This window comes from Paraburkholderia phenazinium (assembly GCF_900100735.1).
Taxonomy (GTDB): Bacteria; Pseudomonadota; Gammaproteobacteria; order Burkholderiales; family Burkholderiaceae; genus Paraburkholderia; species Paraburkholderia phenazinia.
The window spans coordinates 450,930-468,069 of record NZ_FNCJ01000004.1 but is presented as its reverse complement, the minus strand read 5'-3'; the positions used below and the strand labels follow the sequence as shown (position 1 = coordinate 468,069).

General features: G+C 60.2%; 14 protein-coding genes. 3 read left to right on the top strand and 11 right to left on the bottom strand.

Annotated elements, in window-relative coordinates; all coding sequences use genetic code 11:
• Nucleotides 1-44: 44 nt before the first annotated feature.
• From BLQ92_RS12480 to BLQ92_RS12465, 5 genes are all read right to left on the bottom strand, one after another.
• Nucleotides 45-1,502 carry a hypothetical protein gene (locus BLQ92_RS12480; protein WP_090684783.1) on the bottom strand — a complete coding sequence of 486 codons (1,458 nt, stop codon included), beginning with the start codon at nt 1,500-1,502 and terminating at the stop codon, nt 45-47.
• 124 nt (nt 1,503-1,626) lie between these two features.
• Nucleotides 1,627-2,145, bottom strand: a complete 519-nt coding sequence (locus BLQ92_RS12475; RefSeq protein ID WP_090684782.1) for a hypothetical protein — start codon at nt 2,143-2,145, stop codon at nt 1,627-1,629.
• A 616-nt stretch (nt 2,146-2,761) separates the two neighbouring features.
• Nucleotides 2,762-3,238, bottom strand: a complete 477-nt coding sequence (locus tag BLQ92_RS12470; RefSeq protein ID WP_090684781.1) for a helix-turn-helix transcriptional regulator — start codon at nt 3,236-3,238, stop codon at nt 2,762-2,764.
• Nucleotides 3,239-3,652: 414 nt separating this feature from the next.
• Entirely contained in the window at nt 3,653-4,780 is a 1,128-nt protein-coding gene (locus tag BLQ92_RS39335; RefSeq protein ID WP_143016565.1) for a hypothetical protein, read from the bottom strand.
• 27 nt (nt 4,781-4,807) lie between these two features.
• Nucleotides 4,808-6,037, bottom strand: coding sequence for a tyrosine-type recombinase/integrase (locus tag BLQ92_RS12465; protein WP_175772267.1), 1,230 nt, complete (start codon nt 6,035-6,037; stop codon nt 4,808-4,810).
• A 112-nt stretch (nt 6,038-6,149) separates the two neighbouring features.
• Here BLQ92_RS12465 and BLQ92_RS41395 point away from each other — a divergent pair, with 112 nt between their 5' ends.
• Both BLQ92_RS41395 and BLQ92_RS12455 read left to right on the top strand, forming a co-directional pair.
• Entirely contained in the window at nt 6,150-6,620 is a 471-nt protein-coding gene (locus BLQ92_RS41395; protein WP_090684779.1) for a helix-turn-helix domain-containing protein, read from the top strand.
• 411 nt (nt 6,621-7,031) lie between these two features.
• On the top strand, nt 7,032-8,009 hold the full coding sequence (locus BLQ92_RS12455) for a HEPN domain-containing protein (protein WP_090684778.1): 978 nt from the start codon (nt 7,032-7,034) through the stop codon (nt 8,007-8,009).
• A 308-nt stretch (nt 8,010-8,317) separates the two neighbouring features.
• On the opposite strand, the gene BLQ92_RS12445 is transcribed toward BLQ92_RS12455, so the two are convergent.
• The 4 genes from BLQ92_RS12445 to BLQ92_RS12430 all read right to left on the bottom strand — a co-directional run bounded on the left by BLQ92_RS12445 (nt 8,318) and on the right by BLQ92_RS12430 (nt 12,364).
• The gene (locus BLQ92_RS12445; protein WP_090684776.1) at nt 8,318-8,953 is read right to left on the bottom strand and encodes a riboflavin synthase; all 636 of its coding nucleotides are present in this window, start codon (nt 8,951-8,953) and stop codon (nt 8,318-8,320) included.
• Nucleotides 8,954-8,971: 18 nt separating this feature from the next.
• Nucleotides 8,972-10,093 (bottom strand): bifunctional diaminohydroxyphosphoribosylaminopyrimidine deaminase/5-amino-6-(5-phosphoribosylamino)uracil reductase RibD, encoded by a 1,122-nt coding sequence (gene ribD / locus BLQ92_RS12440; protein WP_090684773.1) that lies wholly within the window; start codon nt 10,091-10,093, stop codon nt 8,972-8,974.
• A gap of 73 nt (nt 10,094-10,166) precedes the next feature.
• Nucleotides 10,167-11,459, bottom strand: coding sequence for a glutamate-1-semialdehyde 2,1-aminomutase (gene hemL, locus BLQ92_RS12435; protein ID WP_090684771.1), 1,293 nt, complete (start codon nt 11,457-11,459; stop codon nt 10,167-10,169).
• A gap of 347 nt (nt 11,460-11,806) precedes the next feature.
• Entirely contained in the window at nt 11,807-12,364 is a 558-nt protein-coding gene (locus BLQ92_RS12430; RefSeq protein ID WP_090684769.1) for a hypothetical protein, read from the bottom strand.
• A gap of 236 nt (nt 12,365-12,600) precedes the next feature.
• On the opposite strand from BLQ92_RS12430, the gene BLQ92_RS12425 reads away from it, so the two are divergent.
• A complete protein-coding gene (locus BLQ92_RS12425; protein ID WP_090684767.1) occupies nt 12,601-13,821 on the top strand; it encodes a Bcr/CflA family multidrug efflux MFS transporter in 1,221 nt (406 codons plus the stop codon).
• A 714-nt stretch (nt 13,822-14,535) separates the two neighbouring features.
• Here the strand turns inward: BLQ92_RS12425 and BLQ92_RS12415 are convergent.
• Nucleotides 14,536-16,452, bottom strand: coding sequence for a bifunctional transcriptional regulator/glucokinase (locus BLQ92_RS12415; protein WP_090684763.1), 1,917 nt, complete (start codon nt 16,450-16,452; stop codon nt 14,536-14,538).
• On the bottom strand, nt 16,430-17,131 hold the full coding sequence (pgl, locus tag BLQ92_RS12410) for a 6-phosphogluconolactonase (protein WP_090684865.1): 702 nt from the start codon (nt 17,129-17,131) through the stop codon (nt 16,430-16,432). Before pgl ends, BLQ92_RS12415 begins: the two co-directional genes overlap by 23 nt.
• Nucleotides 17,132-17,140 lie beyond the last annotated feature (9 nt).

Sequence of the window (17,140 nt, the reverse complement as noted above, 5' to 3'; positions counted from 1 at the left end):
TTATCGGACGGCCGTCACTGACGCCACGGGATCGACTACGGAATTCAGTCGATCGTCCGAAGGCCAAACTGCTGGTCCCATAGTCGCTCGCTCTGCACGAACTTGTTCCAGCGACTCAACCACGCGTCCCGCGCTGTCTCGTCGGCGATCTCCGGCAGTACGCCATCGCGGACATATTCGAGCCCTTGTTTCAGTTCCTCGATAATCGCCGGGGCAGTGGCATCACACAGCACCAGATTCCGAAACTCGGTCGGCACTCGCCAGCGTTTGTCGTATGCGAGCTGCCGCCCCACGGATTTCAGCCTGTCCATGACGCCTGCGGCGCGAGGGGCAATGTCCGGGCCGCCCGCAGCGAGGATTTCTTGGCGGTGGCGCGTGAACGTAGAGTCAGACAGCGACTGTTCGATAGGATCCCCAGCTTCATAACGAACCAACGTCTGTCGCGCCGCCTCCCCGAGCGCAGAGGGATCGAAAGAAGACGCAATGCTCAGCCCCGCCTTTTGCCAAAACCACTCCACGACCTCTCGCATGGTATCGGGCGTCCACGCGTTCGGATGCGATAGCTTCAGCCTCTCCAGCGTCTCGGGGCCAAGAATGATTTCGTTGCGCACGTGGCTATCGATCGCCCCGAGGAGCTCCTTAGCATGGGACCGGATCGACGGTGAAACTGCATATTTGCTCTTTCCCCGGTTCGTTTTGGCAAGAACCTGATCATACTTCGGATACTGGCGAAATTCGTCGCCAGTCTTCAACGTAACGAGCAGGCTGCTCGCATTGTTCTTCTCGCGGAAATCGACGTCCCGCACGATGACATCGTGGCGTCTGCTGAGCGCTCGCAGACCGTCGAATGCCTCGCGCGTACGCTTCATCAGGTTCCGCTGGGCGTTGCGGCTTTTCGTGTGCGTGTGCCACGTCAGTTCCAACTGCTCGACACGCACATGTTGGATAAAGTTGTCGATCTCGTCCTGAGAAAAGCCGCATGCGGTCAGGGCAATCTTTGCCAACTGACCTGCGCACCGCTTTTCAAGCTCGATGTCGGCGAGACCCACATGTGCATAGTTCTGGCCGATGGTCGCCGATGCCAGCGGAATCCTCACCGACGCAGTCGCGATCCATGATCCGCCGGCCTGCTCAACCCAGTACCGTACCTCCATTTGCGCACCGGTGAGAGGGCTATTGACGTAGGTAACGGTCGGCTTGCTTTTTTCGCAGGAAAAGCGGCCGAGTGACATCTGCGCCAGGCGCTTCCGGTGGTGGGTTTGATGCGGTCCAAGCGGTCCTTTGACGAGAAGAGTGTCGATCATGGCTGCAAAAATCGAGTGTATTTTGGTGACGGGCAGCACGGTCGCGCGACGCTCGATCCGGATTGAGCGCGCATCCGAGCAGGGCGACTGGAGCTGGCGATTGCTGTGTGATGGATAGTTGCGGCTAACAACTTCCTGGCGAAAAAGTTGACGAGTGCCGATGGGAGCTTGATGGCAGTTGGCCTGCTCGGCGAGCATCGGGGACGTGTCTATGGGCTGAATCGTGCGGACCATGGCTGCAAAAAGTCAGTGTATTTTGAGCATTCGGCGTACGACCATTTTTAACGCTGGTCGTACGCCGAGCTTATGAGGGCAGATACCGTCAATAGCCGTTCCGGCAGATGGTGTTTCGCCACGGTGCGGGGATGCACCTAGGCTCTCCGCACGGGCACGGTAGTTCAAAGAGCCATCCAAGGCCAACTCGAATCCATTTGCGCGGATGCGGCAGAACGATGTTCAGGTCGTTACGCGTTCGCCGAACGCTGATGTGATCCAGCGCATAACGAGATCGGACTTCGACCGAGCACGTGAACTCGTACCCGAGTTGGAAAACGTACGGGCCACGGAAGTGCGGAAGATCTCGTTGCCACTGATCCCGTCGGTGGAAAAATTCCGTGATCGCGTCTTCGGTCATGTACGTATGTGCCTTCCAATCTTTGGGCGGCCGATGAAACCTGATTTGCATTTGCCCGATGAGAATCATCAACGGTTGATCGGAAAGCAACGTCGCATCCTCGGCGAAGTCGAAAGGAACAGCACAAAACAGATCGCGACAGATCTTGTTCAGTTCCTTCGTCGACACTTCGCGGCCTTTGCCGGCAACATGCTTTTTCTTGTCCATCGTTATCACCTTATTGGAAGAGATTTCTCGTGCTCGTATTTGCTACGTGCCAGCCTGCGTTCGGGCAAGAACGCCGTAGAAATGGCGCGGGATCGCAGTGGTACGATCCACAGCGACACCGCGGAGTGGCGAGCCAGTTCAAAGACAGCTTTCTCCAACGCTGAGGTGTCGGAAGATAAATGGCCAGTTCATCGCCAGCCCGATAGTGGGCACCCACAAAATCGGCATCTTGCGCCGCCGTCCATAGTTGGAATACGCATCGAGTTCCGCGTGGCAGATCGAAGCAGTAGGGTTCGTCGAAGTGGGCTAGGGACGGCATCCACTCATGGCGCCTGTGCTGGAATGTAACCATCGCTTCCAAGACCAGCTTTTTTGCGAACACCTTGTCCTTCGGCGCTGGTTTAAATCGAAACGGCGATCTGAAAAGAGTGCTCCTTAAGACGTGATGCCCAGCCAAGCTGGCGTCACGGCCGGAATCGAGCGAAGCTTGGTCCTCGAGAGGGAACAAAAGGCACTGACCAGAATTTGAAATATCTTTCATATCGATAAGTAATCCTCTAGATGGTGGAAACTTTTATTCACTTCCACCGTTGATGATCCTGCTCAGTCGTCTGGGTTAGATCGCCGGTGCGCTCATGGCCGAAACGAACTCCTCCATGGAGAAGCCGGGATTGGCAACGCGGGAGAGGATCGTCGTTGCCTCGACCCAGGCCATGACCTCCGATTCACGCCACCGACTTGACTTAATGCCGGTCTTGACCGGTGAAGGGAAGCGACCTAGCGAGACATCCCGGCGGACCGCCGCTTTCGAGCGGCAGGCAATCGCCAGAACTTCTTGTTCTTTCAGATAGCGGTCGCGAACGCAGGCACGCACTCGGGCGATCAGCTGATCGAGAAGCGGGGCGTTCGCGGAGGACGCGGCGCTGGCGGTGGTCCTGGTGGTCGCCGCAGAATCCGGGAGCACGCAAGCATGTGAGCTGCCGCCCGTATTAGCCGGCAGGGGCTGCTGCCTGCAGCGAATCTGCGCAATCGGTGAGAGGGGCTGTTTGGGGTTTGCCGCTGCCCCGGTCGCGGGGAGAGTTGTTTGAGTCATCGAAGGCTCCGTTCGTCTATTCAGGTCTGTTCAGGAGTGAACGGAACCATTGTTCCGGTATCGACGAGAGCAGTCACATGATTGGGAGGCTGCTTGGGAAGCCAAATGGCCCGCGAAATAGGGATCTTGTGATTTGCCTTTTGTTGCGTAATGTGGTTGGGGGGATTCTGGGGCGGGCTGGTTCAATGCTGCATGCTGGCGTACCGACATGGGCGGTTTCCCCCGACTGCGGGCCGATACTCGTTAGAGATGTCGCTGCGAACGGGGGCCGAGGGAAGCCTCGGGATTTCGAGGCCGATAGTGACGACAGCGGATTTCGCTGTGGACGGCAGGAGCTGTTTGACTGCGCGAAGAGATCGCGTTCAACTGGTGGCACGGTCGCTTGCCGAGCAGCGCTGTCCGTGCCTAGGCGAGTTACTTGGCCGAGATCCGTCCATGGACCAGCAGTCTATGCTCGCCATCGATCAGTGCTCGTGCCCGCCGCACGTGAAGGGGAATAGCGGAAAGAAAAGATTCTAGCCACGGGAGATATCTGCCACTTCCCCTTCGAATACCCACGTCTCGAGCAATTTCGTCGGCTAGGACATGATCGTCGTTGAAGGTTGCTGTTTTCGGATGCTGCGCAAGCGATAGCAGCACCTTCAGATAGCTGTAGTCAGGTTCTGGGCATTGACGTATGGAGCTTGGGAAGCGAAGAGGCCATAGCGGCTCGTCTAGCGATTCGTGGAGTTGTTGACGGACAGCGAGCAGAGTCTGTCTGCATACTTCGATCTGTTTTCTCACTGGGGCGAGTACGTCGATTGAAACGGCTCTCCACTGCGTTGATTGGTGCACGGCTACTGAGTTCTTGTCTCCCGAGGATGAGAACGAGATGAGCGAAAGGGCGTCGCTGTCTGCAATGTTCGAGACATGCCATCCCGTAGGCTTCGTGTTGTCGCGCGCCGTCACTCGGCCGATCGAGACGAGCGGGGCGCGTAACGATTTCGCCAGCATCGCTAGGGCTTCGAGCTGGCCATCTATCGGTACGCTGCAATCTATTGGTACGCATACCCACGACGGCGTGTGCGGCCCAGGATTAGCCAGCCGTAGGTCATCGGTGAGCGTGGGCACCAGATAGCCGAACGGTGTTCGGTATTGATATGGATTCGAATCCATATCTAGCGGTCTCCAGCATCGGTCGCCCTCGTACTCGTCCCGAACATATGCATGTTTGAATCCCGTTGTTGGGAAGAACCACGATCGTCGATCCTTGAGTTCAGGAAGCGTTTTGTGCGCAGGGTTGAGAAACGCGACTAGCCCAAATCCTTTCGCGCACTCCCTATTTTTACCGCCAGCGACGCTCACGCTGGCGGGATCTTTTATCGAGCTCGAAAGCCCAGCGCCTGGAGGCGGGCGGCGAGGTCCGCCGGTTTCTCGGCAAGCAGCCAAGAATGCCTGCTCGTAGCGGGGACTCGAGCTCAGAAACTGCCAAGCCCAGTCGTCAGAGGTGAGCTTCTTCTCGGAATCAGTCAGCGCGAATGGGTTTGTGCTGTTCGTCATCATGGAATGATCTTTCCGGATGCAGAGTTGTCAGGCTGCCCCTGAGACCATCATAGCGGGTAGCGGCACGGACAGAGTTCCGCTGGCCGTCGCTTGGTCGGGCAGTACGAAGTCTGCCCACATCTGCATAGCGGCCACGCGTTCCGGCCAATAGTCGGCGCGATTGTAGGCTGCCCGCACGCGGTTACGCTCCACGTGCGCGAGCTGGCGTTCGATCACATCAGCGCGCACGCCGCGATTGTTCAGCCAGGTACTTGCCGTTGCCCTGATTCCGTGCGGAGTGAAACGATTCCCGTAGCCCATCCGCGCGAAGACGACGTTGGGCGTAGACATGCCCATCGGCTTCATATTGCTGCCGAGGCTCGGGAACAGATAGGCCGAGGCGAACGAAAGCTGCTTCAACTGTTCGAGTGCCGCCAGTGCTTGCCTACTTAATGGCACGGCGTGCGGATCGCGCATCTTCATTCGTTCGGCCGGAATCACCAACACGGCGTTGTCGATATCGAATTCGTCCCAGCGAGCTTGCACGATCTCGTTCTTGCGCACGAACGTGAGCAACATGAGGAGAATGCAGAGCTTCGTCGTGGTCGCCCCCGTGTCGGCGTCGAGGCGCTCAATGAACTCGAAAATTTCGTGCTCGCGCAAAGGCGCGTGACTGACCTGAGCAGGAATGTCCGCCCAGCCTTGCAAAACGCGAGCAGGATTAGCTTCTACCTTCAACTTGCGCCGCGCATGATCGAACACTTGGACAGCTGTTTGTCGGACCCGCTCAGCAGTCTTGACACCGCGCTGACGACGGACGGCTTCGAGCACATTGAGTAGTGCACGGGCGTCGATCTGTTCGAGTGGCACATTGCCGATGTTTGGGTTCAAATCGCGGCGGAGATACAGGCTATGTCCATCCCGCCACGGTTTAGAGCGCAGTTCGCTTTTGCTGTCGTACCAGTGCTTTGCGGTGGCTTCGAACGTGTCGCCGAAAGACGCATTGACGGCGAGTTTTTCGAGCCGCTTCTGTGTCGCCGGATCGATGCCGCTGGCGAGTAGTTGTTTGGCTTCCCTGTTCCGTTCGCGAGCTTGGGAGAGCGTCATGGCAGGGTACTGCCCGTGAACCACGGTTCCCCTTCGGCTGGCGATCCGATAATCGGTTCGCCACGACTTGGCAGTTGGGGTTACGAACAGGTAGAGGCCGTTGCCATCGGGCAGTTTCAACGACTTGCCGTCTGATGAGGCTCGGGTGATTTCCAGCGTGGTGAGAGGCATTCGAGTCATTCAACATGGAGGTTTTCGATGTTGAAACGATATCGGATCGTATCGAAACCATGTGAGCAAAATAACTTTGGCGTACAGCACGAGATATACTAATCAAGTGACAATGTCCGGGCTCGATATGCGGAAAGAAGAAGCTGAAGACTTTGAGGCGCGCCGGCGCAGAGGAATGCGAATGCTTACGCGTGGGGCGTCTCAGGCAGAGGTCGTGCACGCTCTCGGAGTTACTCGACAGACGGTATCGAGGTGGGCAAAGATGCTGGTCGAGGATTCGGGCTCGTGGCGTGCTGGAAAGCGAGGACGCCCAAGCACGTTGACCGAACAGCAACTTCGGCGTCTTGATAGACTCGTGAGGGGAAGGGAGTCGCAGGAACATGGCTTCGCGCAGTATCGCTGGTCAGTCGTCTTGGTTCGCGATCTGATCGAAAGAGAATTCGGCGTGCGCTACGAGTCGATTCCGAACGTGCGCCGAATTTTGCGCGAAATCGGACTGTTTCCCGGCTATGGGTGGCGGAGGATAATGTTCCGTCGGGCACATGACAGTTGGGAAAGAGATGGGAGGCCGGTGCCGTGGTGACGTGGCCGCCCCTTTCAAGTCGCTTGGGTTGCTTCAAAAAAATGGCCGTTGAGCACTGAAAACTCCACGTCCGGCGCAGCGTGTACTATGCATATCTCAGACATGGGACGGCTCACGAGCAAAAGCTTTCTAACCGCGTTAGGCCGCGCCAAGCTGGCGACAAAAGCCGCCGGCAGTCGAGACACGATTGTCCTTTTGCGCACGGGTTGGGGACCGGACGTCGAGCCACCGGATGTGCGAAGTAGGTACGACGTCTGCGGTCGATGTATGTTATGGACCCGTGTGCTTGCTGTGCAATGCAGAAAACTTCAAACACCGTCTGTTCTGGTTCGTTTGGGTTGATGCTTAGTCGGGCCACGCAACCGGTCTAACAACTAACAAGCACGTTGCGCACAATTCAAACTGTCGACAATGAGTAGCTTCCAGTTTTCGTTTCCTAAACATTGGGCGTTCGTCCTTAATCCAATCGTTCTTCCTGGTATCGACTCATACGAACTTGCTCCGAACCTGATCCTGCGAAAAGCAGAACAGCACGAGGTGGTCGCGATCAAGCAAACCTTGGCGCGCTGCGTGGGCTCACCCTTCGGTGTTCCGCGTGAGTTGAACTACGAGATGGATAGGCATGAAACGCCAACGGGCCCGAACAGCAAGAGCGTCACTCCGATTCCGCTCGCCATGAGCGATTGGCGATATCACATAGTCACCAATGAGGGTGATCAAAACCTCCTCTATCGGTCGCACTTGGCTATCAATGCCACAGCCGCGCCTTTAGAGATTTCCGCTCTGACGTTCGTCGGAGGCGGACTTAGCGGTTGGCGTAGCGACGCCGCCTCGCGATACTTTCGCGACTTCATGCCGCTCCCGGTCTCAGATTTGAGCACAGCCGATCTGGACGAAGCTCGCGATACGATCGCTGGATCCGAACCGTTCTTGATTGGCGGCGTGCTTTGCGAGCAGCACCCGGAAGTTCAGCGCGCCTACCTTATGTATGACTCTCTGAGCATGTTGCCTGCGAATTCCGAATTCCAAGTAATTGGACTGTTCGCGATCATTGAGATGATGATTACACATAACCCCAAGCTGGAAGATCGGGGGGACTCGATTACCCACCAGATGCAAGCGAAGCTACCGCTTTTAATGCGTAGGTTCCGTAGACCGATATCTACGAAGCAGCATTTCGGTGATGTCGATGCAAAAAAGGTTTGGTCCGCGCTCTACTCCTATCGGAGTGCCTTGGCGCATGGTGGTGTGGCGAATTTCGCTGCGGGCCCATTGCAGGCTATCAAGTCGGCTGAGGCTGCGGCCGAGTACCTTCGTTCAGTGGTGAAGGGGTTACTGAGGCATGTTCTCGTAGAGCCTCAGCTCTTTCTTGATCTGAAGAATTGCTGAAAGCAGTAACCGATATGCCGAAGCCTGTTTCGTACTGTGGCGAGCGCGCCCCTCGGTCACTTCGCAAGGCAGACGTGCAGATCGATAATCACTGCCGCTCGCCCGATAAGGGCCTCTTGAAGCCGTATAGGGCGGCGACGACGTGGCAGGTGCTTGCTTTGACGGCGAGTAGACTGCAATTCTTGGAGGCGTGACGGTATACGAACTTGAGAAAACAGCCGTATACCGTCAGAAATACCGTCACCAAAACGTGGATTTAGCGAGATTTGGCCATACGACAGTAGACGGGAAAATCGCCAAAAACCTAATCACTTCAATGATTTAGAGCCATCCTGAGACGCACTGAGCATCCGCTCCACATACCGCGCAATCAAATCGATCTCCAGATTAACCTTCGACCCTTCCCGCAGGTGCTTGAGCGCAGTGACCTGAACCGTATGAGGAATCAGGTTGATCGAGAATTCGCAACCGTCATCGCGGTCTTTGACGGAGTTGACCGTCAAGCTCACGCCATTGACCGTAATGGACCCCTTGTACGCCAGATACCGCCCAATCTCGCGCGGCGCCAGTACACGCAGTTCATGCGACTCGCCGACCGGCGCGAAATGCGTCACCGTACCGAGCCCATCCACATGCCCGGACACGATATGGCCGCCCAACCGGTCATGCGCACGCAGCGCCTTCTCGAGATTCACCTCGCCCGGCTCACCCAACCCAGCCGTGCAATTCAGGCTCTCGCGCGACACATCCACTTCGAACGAGTTGGACGTCTTGGCGACCACGGTCATGCAGGCGCCCTGAATCGTGATGCTGTCGCCAAGCTGCACGTCCTCGAGATCGAGGCCGCCTGCATTGACGTTCAGGCGTACGCCCGCGTCCCCGTCGTTGCCGAGGGGTTTGACTGTTTCGATGCGGCCGACCGCCGCGACGATGCCGGTAAACATGGTGTGCTGTTTCCTTGCTTAAGGGGAAGTAGGATGCGGCGCGAAGCGCGCCAGAATCCGCAGGTCGTCGCCGATCCGGTCGACGGCCTGGAAGTTCAGTAAGACGCGGCCTTCGAGCGCCGGCGGCGCAACGAGATTGAACATGCTCATCGAATCGGTACCGAGCAGGCTCGGCGCCAGATAGACCAGCAGTTCATCGACGCAGCCTTCGCGCAGCAGCGAGCCGTTCAGCTTGTAACCCGCTTCGACATGCAGTTCATTGACGTTGCGTTCGCCGAGCGCCTTCAACATGGCCGGCAGATCGACCTTGCCCGCCGCATTCGCCATCTGCACGATCTCCGCGCCGCGATCGCGGAGTACGTTGGCACGCTCGGTGTGACGTTGGTCGAGGTTGCCGCAGAAAATCAGCGTCGGTGCACCGGCCAGAATCTGCGCGGTGGGCGGCACATCGAGCTGGCTGTCGATCAGCACGCGTTGCGGCTGGCGCGGCGTATCGACGGCGCGTACGGTCATGCGCGGATCGTCTTCCTTCACCGTACCGATGCCCGTCAGAATCGCCGACGCGCGGGCGCGCCACGCGTGGCCGTCGGCGCGTGCGGCCTCACCGGTGATCCACTGGCTCTCGCCGGACGGCAGCCCAGTGCGGCCGTCGAGCGTGGCCGCCACCTTCATGCGCACCCACGGCCGGCCGCGCGTCATGCGCGAGACGAAGCCGATGTTCAGTTCGTACGCTTCATTGGCGAGCAGGCCGCAGCGGACTTCGATGCCGGCGTCGCGCAGCATCTTCAAGCCACGCCCGGACACCTGAGGGTTTGGATCTTCCATGGCCGCCACCACACGCTCCACCTGCGCCTCGATCAGCGCATTGGCGCACGGCGGCGTGCGGCCGAAGTGGCTGCACGGCTCGAGCGTCACGTAGGCGGTAGCGCCGCGCAGGTCGTGGCCGCGCGAGCGCGCATCCTTCAGCGCCCGCACTTCGGCATGGTCCTGCCCGGCAGGCTGCGTAAAGCCTTCGCCAATCACTTCGCCATTCTTGACCAGCACGCAGCCGACCCGTGGGTTCGGATCGGTCGTGTACATGCCGCGCTTCGCCAGAGCGAGCGCGCGTTCCATATGGACGAAATCGGTTTGCGAGAACATCGGCGTCCGTTAAGTGCTATTTCGTTCTGACTAATGCTGTCTGGTGCTGTCCGGCGTAGTGCTGCAGCCTGTTTTAAGCCGCCAGCGCCGCGAAGGCGCCGCGTGCCGCGTCGATCGTGGCGTCGATGATCGCGTCGTCGTGCGCGATCGACACGAACCCTGCCTCATAAGCCGACGGCGCGAAGTACACGCGCGCGTCGAGCATCTTGTGGAAGAACGCGTTGAAGCGCGGCACGTCGCTCGTGGTGACTTCGGCAAAACTCGTGGGGATCTTGTCGGCGAAGTAGAGACCGAACATGCCGCCGAGCGAGTCGGCCGCGAACGGCACCTTCGCTTCGCGTGCCGCATTGCTGAGTCCTTGTACGAGGCGCGTCGTGCGGGTCGTCAGCGTATCGTAGAAGCCCGGTGCCTGGATCAGTTGCAGCGTCTTCAAGCCCGCCGCGACAGCGATCGGGTTGCCCGACAGCGTGCCCGCCTGGTAGACGCCGCCGAGCGGCGCGAGGTGGGCCATGATGTCGCGACGGCCGCCGAACGCAGCGGCCGGCATGCCCCCGCCGATCACCTTACCGAGACACGTGAGGTCCGGCGTAATGCCGTAGACCTGCTGCGCGCCGCCGAGCGCCACGCGGAAGCCGCACATCACTTCGTCGAAAATCAGCACGGCGCCGTATTCGCTGCACAGGCGGCGCAGCGCTTGCAGGAACTCAGGCGTGGCGCGCACGAGGTTCATGTTGCCCGCCACCGGTTCGACGATCACTGAAGCGATCTCGTTGCCGAAGGCCTTGAACGCTTCTTCGAGCGCGGCGACGTTGTTGTATTCGAGGACGGTGGTGTGCTTGGCGATATCCACCGGCACGCCCGCCGAGGTCGGGTTGCCGAAGGTCAGCAGGCCCGAGCCGGCCTTGACCAGCAGGCTGTCCGCGTGACCGTGATAGCAGCCCTCGAACTTGATGATACGGCTGCGATTGGTGAAGCCGCGCGCGAGACGCAGCGCGCTCATGGTGGCTTCCGTGCCGCTCGAGACCATGCGGACCTGTTCGATCGACGGCACCAGCTTGCAGATTTCCTCGGCGATCTCGACTTCGGATTCGGTCGGCGCGCCGAACGAGAAACCGTTGCCGAGCACCTTCTGCACGGCTTCGAGCACTTCCGGATGGACGTGACCGAGGATCATCGGACCCCAGGAGCCGATGTAGTCGATATAGCGCTGGCCGTCCGCGTCCCAGAAGTATGCGCCCTGCGCGCGCTCGATGAAGCGCGGCGTGCCGCCGACCGAGCGGAAGGCGCGCACGGGCGAGTTGACGCCGCCGGGGATGGTGAGCTGGGCGCGTTCGAAAAGAGCTTCGTTCCGGGAATTGCTGGACATGGACGTTGGACCTGCCTGATAGGAGTGCACAGAGGCGCGCGGAACCGGCCGGCGGCCGGGGTTGCGCCCGGCCTGTCCGCCCGCTGCGCGGCGGCTGAATGGTTATCTGAAATTGTACCGGACTCGCGCGGAGTCGGCCCGCGGCGGGCGCAGAAGGGATTGCGGTGAATTGTCCCGGTGCCGCGGGCTTGCGGGGCGGCAGTGGGGACGGCCCGGCACGGGCGGTCCTCGCATGGCCCCCAATGGACGGCCCCCCGCACGGGCGACCCCCGCACGGGCGACCCCTGCACGGGCGGCCCCCGCAAACGGCGCGGCGGGTACGGGCGGGTCTACGACGCGAGTTTGGTCTACGGCGCGGGCTTGTTCTTTGACGCGGCTCGCTTTGCCCCGGCTCGCTTTGCCGCGGCATGGGCCGAAACCTTGGAAGAGTGCGTTGGCCCCGTTGGCGCGGTGAGCGGGGGCGGCTTGCGCTTGCCGGTCAGCTCGGCCCAGCGCTTCTCCAGCGGTCCCTCGGCCATGGGCTTGATGGAGGTGCCGGAGGATTGTGCGTCCCAGGTCTGCACGGAGAAGGGATGCACGCGCAACGCGTCGCGGGAGATGACGACCTCCTGATGCGCGTCGACCAGCCAGTCATAGACGAAGTCGATGCATAAGCGGAAACCGCGCTTGGAGTTCGCGTCGGGCACTTCGTAGGGTGCCCGGGTGACGTAGCCGGAGCCGAACACGCCCTTGGGTTCCTGGGTGACCCGATGAAGAAAGACGCGGTCGCCCGGCAGGATGCTGCGGGCGACGCCGCAGCCCCACACATCCGTCACCGCCTCACCTGCGGCGACGCGTTTGGCCACCTCGGGCAGTTCCGGCCAAGGCCATTTCTTGGGGCTCCAGATCAGCAGGAAGGCGGTCATGACGGTGTAGGGGCAGGTGCGTTGGGATGGCCGGTGGGGATTAAGGCGGGAGCTTAACCGATTGTCCGGCGTCCCGGGTTTGTCGCCCGCCCAGGCTTGGCGATGGACGTACCGGTTGAGCAAGCGCACGACGTATGGTTGACCCGTCAAGTAGAATTACGGTTGCAAATGCATTCGCTTTCACCGTTTCCCGCGGTCCGACACATGTGTGGACGGGCTGCTTCTTCTGGATTCCCATGTCTCACGTCACCCGACGCCGGCCCGATGGCCGGCTGATCCTGTTGCTTGGTGCGCTGGCCGCGTGCGGGCCGATTTCCATCGACATGTACCTGCCGAGCCTGCCGTCGATCGCGCAGGCGTTTATGGTCAGCACCGGCGCCGCGCAGACGACGTTGACGAGTTTCATGCTGGGCTTTTCGGTCGGGATGTTGCTGTACGGCCCGCTGTCCGATTCTTTCGGCCGCCGGCCCGTGCTGCTGGGCGGGATCATCATGTACGCGCTGGCGAGCATTGCCTGCGGCCTGTCGTTTTCGATTGGCTCGCTGGTGACATTCCGCTTCGTGCAGGCGCTCGGCGCGGGCGCCGCGTCGGTGCTCGCGCGGGCGATTGCACGCGACGCGCACGAGCCGGCCGATGCGGCGCGAGTGTTATCGATGCTGGCAATTGTGACGTCGATTGGGCCGCTGCTGGCGCCGCTGATTGGCGGGCAACTGTTGTTGCTGGGTGGCTGGCGGGTGGTGTTCGTGGCATTGACGCTATTCGGCACGGTGTGCGCGGTGACGGCTTACCTGAAGGTACCGGAGACGTGGCCACCCGAGAAGCGCAAGCATTCGGCGGTGCTGCAATCGTTTGGAGCGTATGGAAAGTTGCTGCGCGACCCGGTGGCGTGGGGGCACATGTTGTGTGGCGGGATGGCGTTTGCATCGATGTTTGCGTACATCACGGCGACGCCGTTTGTGTACATCGAGTATTTCCACGTTTCAGCGCAGCATTATGGGTTTTTGTTTGCGTTGAATATTGTCGGCATCATGTTCGGGAATTTCATGAACACGCGGTTGATTGGGCGGTTGGGGTCGTTGCCGATCATTTCGTTTTCGGCGACGGTCAGTTGTGTGGCGTCGTTGTTTGTTGCGTTGGTTTGCCTGACCGGCTGGGGTGGGTTGTGGTCGATCGTGGCTGGGTTGTTCTTTGTGGTTGGGGTGGTGGGGTTGTTGTCGGCGAATTGCACGACTGATTTGATGCATCGGTATCCGCATAATGCGGGGGCCGCTGCGGCGGTGTTTGGGGCAGTCCAACTTGCGTTGGGGGCTGGGGCTAGTCTTGCTGTTGGGCTTTGGGGAGGGGCTTCACCTACAGGTATGGGCGTTACTATTGGTGTTGCCGGGGTGCTTTGTTATTGCGGGCGGATTCTTGTTGTGCGGTGGCATGGGAGGGGGGTTCCTGGGGGTATTGCTTAGGGTTCTGTTTTTGCCTGTGCGGCGTTTGTCGTTGTTCTTAGGGCGTTGGCCTTTCCTTGTGTTCTTCGTGGTCTATTAGGTTCGCCCCTGTGCGGGGCGGCACCTACTTTCTTTGCCGCCGCAAAGAAAGTAGGCAAAGAAAGCGGGCTCACCCCGCTAGCGAATAGCGAGCCATCTCGGCCCACTACCGGGAACGGCCCAAGACGAGACCTGCTCTCGCACATTCCCACTCAGTGACACAGCAGTCATCCGTTCCAGCGTCGCGCTGCGCGCTCCGCCGTCGGGTATAACGCTTTCTGTATAACGTATAGGTATGCTAATTATGTTGGTTTGGCTTACTTGTAAAAGATGTGGCCCTTGAGTGTTTCGTGTCCTGGTGTCCGGCGCCGCTCGATCTACGGCGTCAACCGCGAAACCGGTTTCCCGAGCAGACCCATCCGCAACGCACGGAGTGCGGAGTGGGGTGGATGAGCGCTGTGTCACTAACGTGAGAAATGCGACGGCAGGTCTCGTTTAGGGCCGTTCCCGGATCAAGTACGAAGACGGCTCACTACGAGCTGGCGGTGTGAGCCCGCTTTCTTTGCCTACTTTCTTTGCGGCGGCAAAGAAAGTAGGTGCCGCCCCGCACAGGGGCGAAGCTAATAGACCACTAAGAATACAAGGAAAGGCCAACGCCCTAAGAACAACGCCAAGCGCCGCAGGCAAAAAAACCACTTAATCCCGCGCCGAAGAAGCGGCCCCATGACTTAACCAATCAAGCACCGCAGTAGCATCATCATCCGCGCCACCACGCACCTTAGCGACGGCTTCAGCCACATCCTCACTAGGCAAAGCCCGCCGAATGGCGACCCCAACGGCAAGAATATCTATCATCACCAGATGCAAAATCCGCGAAATCATAGAAAGCTGCGACTCACGAATCTCAATGTGATCAGTCTCCAGCGCCACCGTAGCGCGCTTAGCCAACGGCGTATTGCTAGAAGTAATCGCAATCACCTGCGCCCCAGCCTGCATCGCTACATCCAGCACCCGCAGCAACTCAGGCGCACGCCCTGACTTCGACACCGCAACAATCACATCCCCCTTGCCAAGCAGCGCCGCCGACGCCGCCTGCATGTACAGATCGCCATAAGCAATCGTAGGAATGCCAAACCGGAAGAACTTGTAATGCGCATCCTGCGCGACGATGTTCGAATTGCCGAGCCCATAAAACTCGATCCGCCGCGCGCCGTTCAACAAATCGATCGCCCGCTCGACATGCTCGAAATTCAAATGCTCACGCAACTGCAAAATCGCAGAGATCGTGTTGTCCAGCACCTTCGCGCCGAAGTCCGTCGCCGTATCACCCAGATGAACCTGGCTGTGGCTTACCGGAATCGTTCCCGTCAACCCCGTCGCCAGTTTCAGCTTGAAATCGGACAACCCTTGGCAGCCCAGCGAGCGGCAAAAACGGATCACCGTCGGCTGGCTCACGTCCGCTTTGCGCGCAATGTCCACAATCGGATCGTTAATGATCGATCGCGGATGATTCAAGGCCAGATCCGCCACGCGGCGCTCGGCCGGCGTCAACGCGTCACGCATCTGGCGGATCCGCTCGAACACCGCGGAAGAGCTTCCGCCCGCGCGATTCGACAGTTGCTCCGCCAGGATCGCCGAGACGCCGAGGAATGCCGGGTACTCCGCCGTGATCACGTAGGTCGGCACGTTCTGCAGATAGGTCTCGAAGCGCCCCTTCGCCTCAAAGCGCTTACGGAACGACGAGCGCGCAAAGACTTCGCCAAGGCGCGGCACGACGCCACCGCCAATGTAGATGCCGCCCAATGAACCCAGCGTCACCGCAATGTTGCCGGCGAATGTGCCGAGAATGCCGCAGAACACATCCACCGATTCCGCCGCCAGCGGCTCGCCGTCGAGCGCACGCTTGACCACTTCGGACGTGTCGAAGTTGGCCGGTACGCGCTTCTTGTCGCGCGCTGCCAGTGCCCGGTAAATCACCTCGATGCCTGGGCCCGCGCAAACGCGTTCGAACGACACGTGCGACCACTTTTTACGGGCGTACTGCAGCACCAGATCTTCGCGCTCGTCAGCCGGCGCGAAAGTGGCGTGGCCGCCTTCGCTGCCCAGCGCAATCCAGCGGTCGTCAGCCGGAATCAGGCCGGAAACGCCGAGGCCCGTGCCCGGACCCAGCAGACCGATCACGCTGTTGGGCCGGCGTGCACCGCCGCCCACCTGCACGCGCTGCGAGTCGGTCAGGCCCGGCAATGCCATCGCCAGCGCCGTGAAGTCGTTGACGACCAGCAGTGTGTCGAAGCCCAGCGCGCGGCGCGTGGCTTCGATCGAAAAGGTCCAGTCGTGGTTGGTCATGCTGACCTGGTCGCCGTCGACCGGGTTCGCAATCGCAATCGCCGCGTGGTTCACGCGGCCGATCTTCGTGTCCTTCAGGTACTTCTTGATGACTTCGGCGACGCCCGGGTAGTCGGCGCACGGATACACCTGTACCTGGCCAATCTCGCCTGGTCCGGTCTCCAGTGCAAAACGCGCATTGGTGCCGCCGATGTCGGCCAGGAGCCGCGGTCCGTCGGCGTGCTGACCCGCACCCGGGACAGCGTTACTTTTCACACCAGTAGACATCGAGTCTCACTCCCTTGTCGTTTGCCAGCTTTGAGATGGCATTTTTTTGTGGCGCAGCGGCGGCGGCATTCAGCACGTCCAGCTTGCGCGGTCCTGCAATCAACAGAAACAGGCGGCCCATCTGCTTCAACGCGGACATCGACCAGCTCACCCGTGCATGCGGCGCGCTGCCCGGATGTACCGCGACAAAGCGCTCGGGTGTCGTGATGGCGAAGTCCCACTCCGGCGCGTCCGCGAAGATCGACGCCGTGTGGCCGTCCTCGCCCATGCCGAGCACGGCGACATCCGGCAGCGTGCGGCGTGGGTCGGCGTTCAGCGCGGCAACGTGCGCTTCGAGCGATTGGGTCGTATCCACCAGCGGCCAGAAAGCGGCGCCCTGCGCGGCGTTCTGCAGCAGCGTCTCGTGCGCAAAACGCGAATTGCTCGCGCTGTCCGTTTCGGGAACCCAACGGTCGTCGACCAGCGTCACGGCAATGCGCGCCCAGTCGAACGGTTGCGTAGACAAGGTCTGCAGGAACGGACGCGGACTGCTGCCGCCCGACACTGCAAGCGTGACGTGGTCCGCGCCAGTGGCGGCGGTTGCCTTAGCGGCAAGGGACGCTTGTAATGCGTCGCCCACCGCTTTCGCCAGCGCGTCCGATTGGGCGCGCGGGTCGTCGAAAGCGTGAAGCTCGATCACTTCTCCTCC

What these genes read in the sequence shown, in the direction of transcription:
- BLQ92_RS12480 (WP_090684783.1), bottom strand. Translation starts at nt 1,502, where the DNA reads ATGCTCGCCGAGCAGGCCAACTGCCATCAAGCTCCCATCGGCACTCGT.
- BLQ92_RS12475 (WP_090684782.1), bottom strand. Translation starts at nt 2,145, where the DNA reads ATGGACAAGAAAAAGCATGTTGCCGGCAAAGGCCGCGAAGTGTCGACG.
- BLQ92_RS12470 (WP_090684781.1), bottom strand. Translation starts at nt 3,238, where the DNA reads ATGACTCAAACAACTCTCCCCGCGACCGGGGCAGCGGCAAACCCCAAA.
- BLQ92_RS39335 (WP_143016565.1), bottom strand. Translation starts at nt 4,780, where the DNA reads ATGATGACGAACAGCACAAACCCATTCGCGCTGACTGATTCCGAGAAG.
- BLQ92_RS12465 (WP_175772267.1), bottom strand. Translation starts at nt 6,037, where the DNA reads ATGCCTCTCACCACGCTGGAAATCACCCGAGCCTCATCAGACGGCAAG.
- BLQ92_RS41395 (WP_090684779.1), top strand. Translation starts at nt 6,150, where the DNA reads ATGTCCGGGCTCGATATGCGGAAAGAAGAAGCTGAAGACTTTGAGGCG.
- BLQ92_RS12455 (WP_090684778.1), top strand. Translation starts at nt 7,032, where the DNA reads ATGAGTAGCTTCCAGTTTTCGTTTCCTAAACATTGGGCGTTCGTCCTT.
- BLQ92_RS12445 (WP_090684776.1), bottom strand. Translation starts at nt 8,953, where the DNA reads ATGTTTACCGGCATCGTCGCGGCGGTCGGCCGCATCGAAACAGTCAAA.
- ribD (WP_090684773.1), bottom strand. Translation starts at nt 10,093, where the DNA reads ATGTTCTCGCAAACCGATTTCGTCCATATGGAACGCGCGCTCGCTCTG.
- hemL (WP_090684771.1), bottom strand. Translation starts at nt 11,459, where the DNA reads ATGTCCAGCAATTCCCGGAACGAAGCTCTTTTCGAACGCGCCCAGCTC.
- BLQ92_RS12430 (WP_090684769.1), bottom strand. Translation starts at nt 12,364, where the DNA reads ATGACCGCCTTCCTGCTGATCTGGAGCCCCAAGAAATGGCCTTGGCCG.
- BLQ92_RS12425 (WP_090684767.1), top strand. Translation starts at nt 12,601, where the DNA reads ATGTCTCACGTCACCCGACGCCGGCCCGATGGCCGGCTGATCCTGTTG.
- BLQ92_RS12415 (WP_090684763.1), bottom strand. Translation starts at nt 16,452, where the DNA reads ATGTCTACTGGTGTGAAAAGTAACGCTGTCCCGGGTGCGGGTCAGCAC.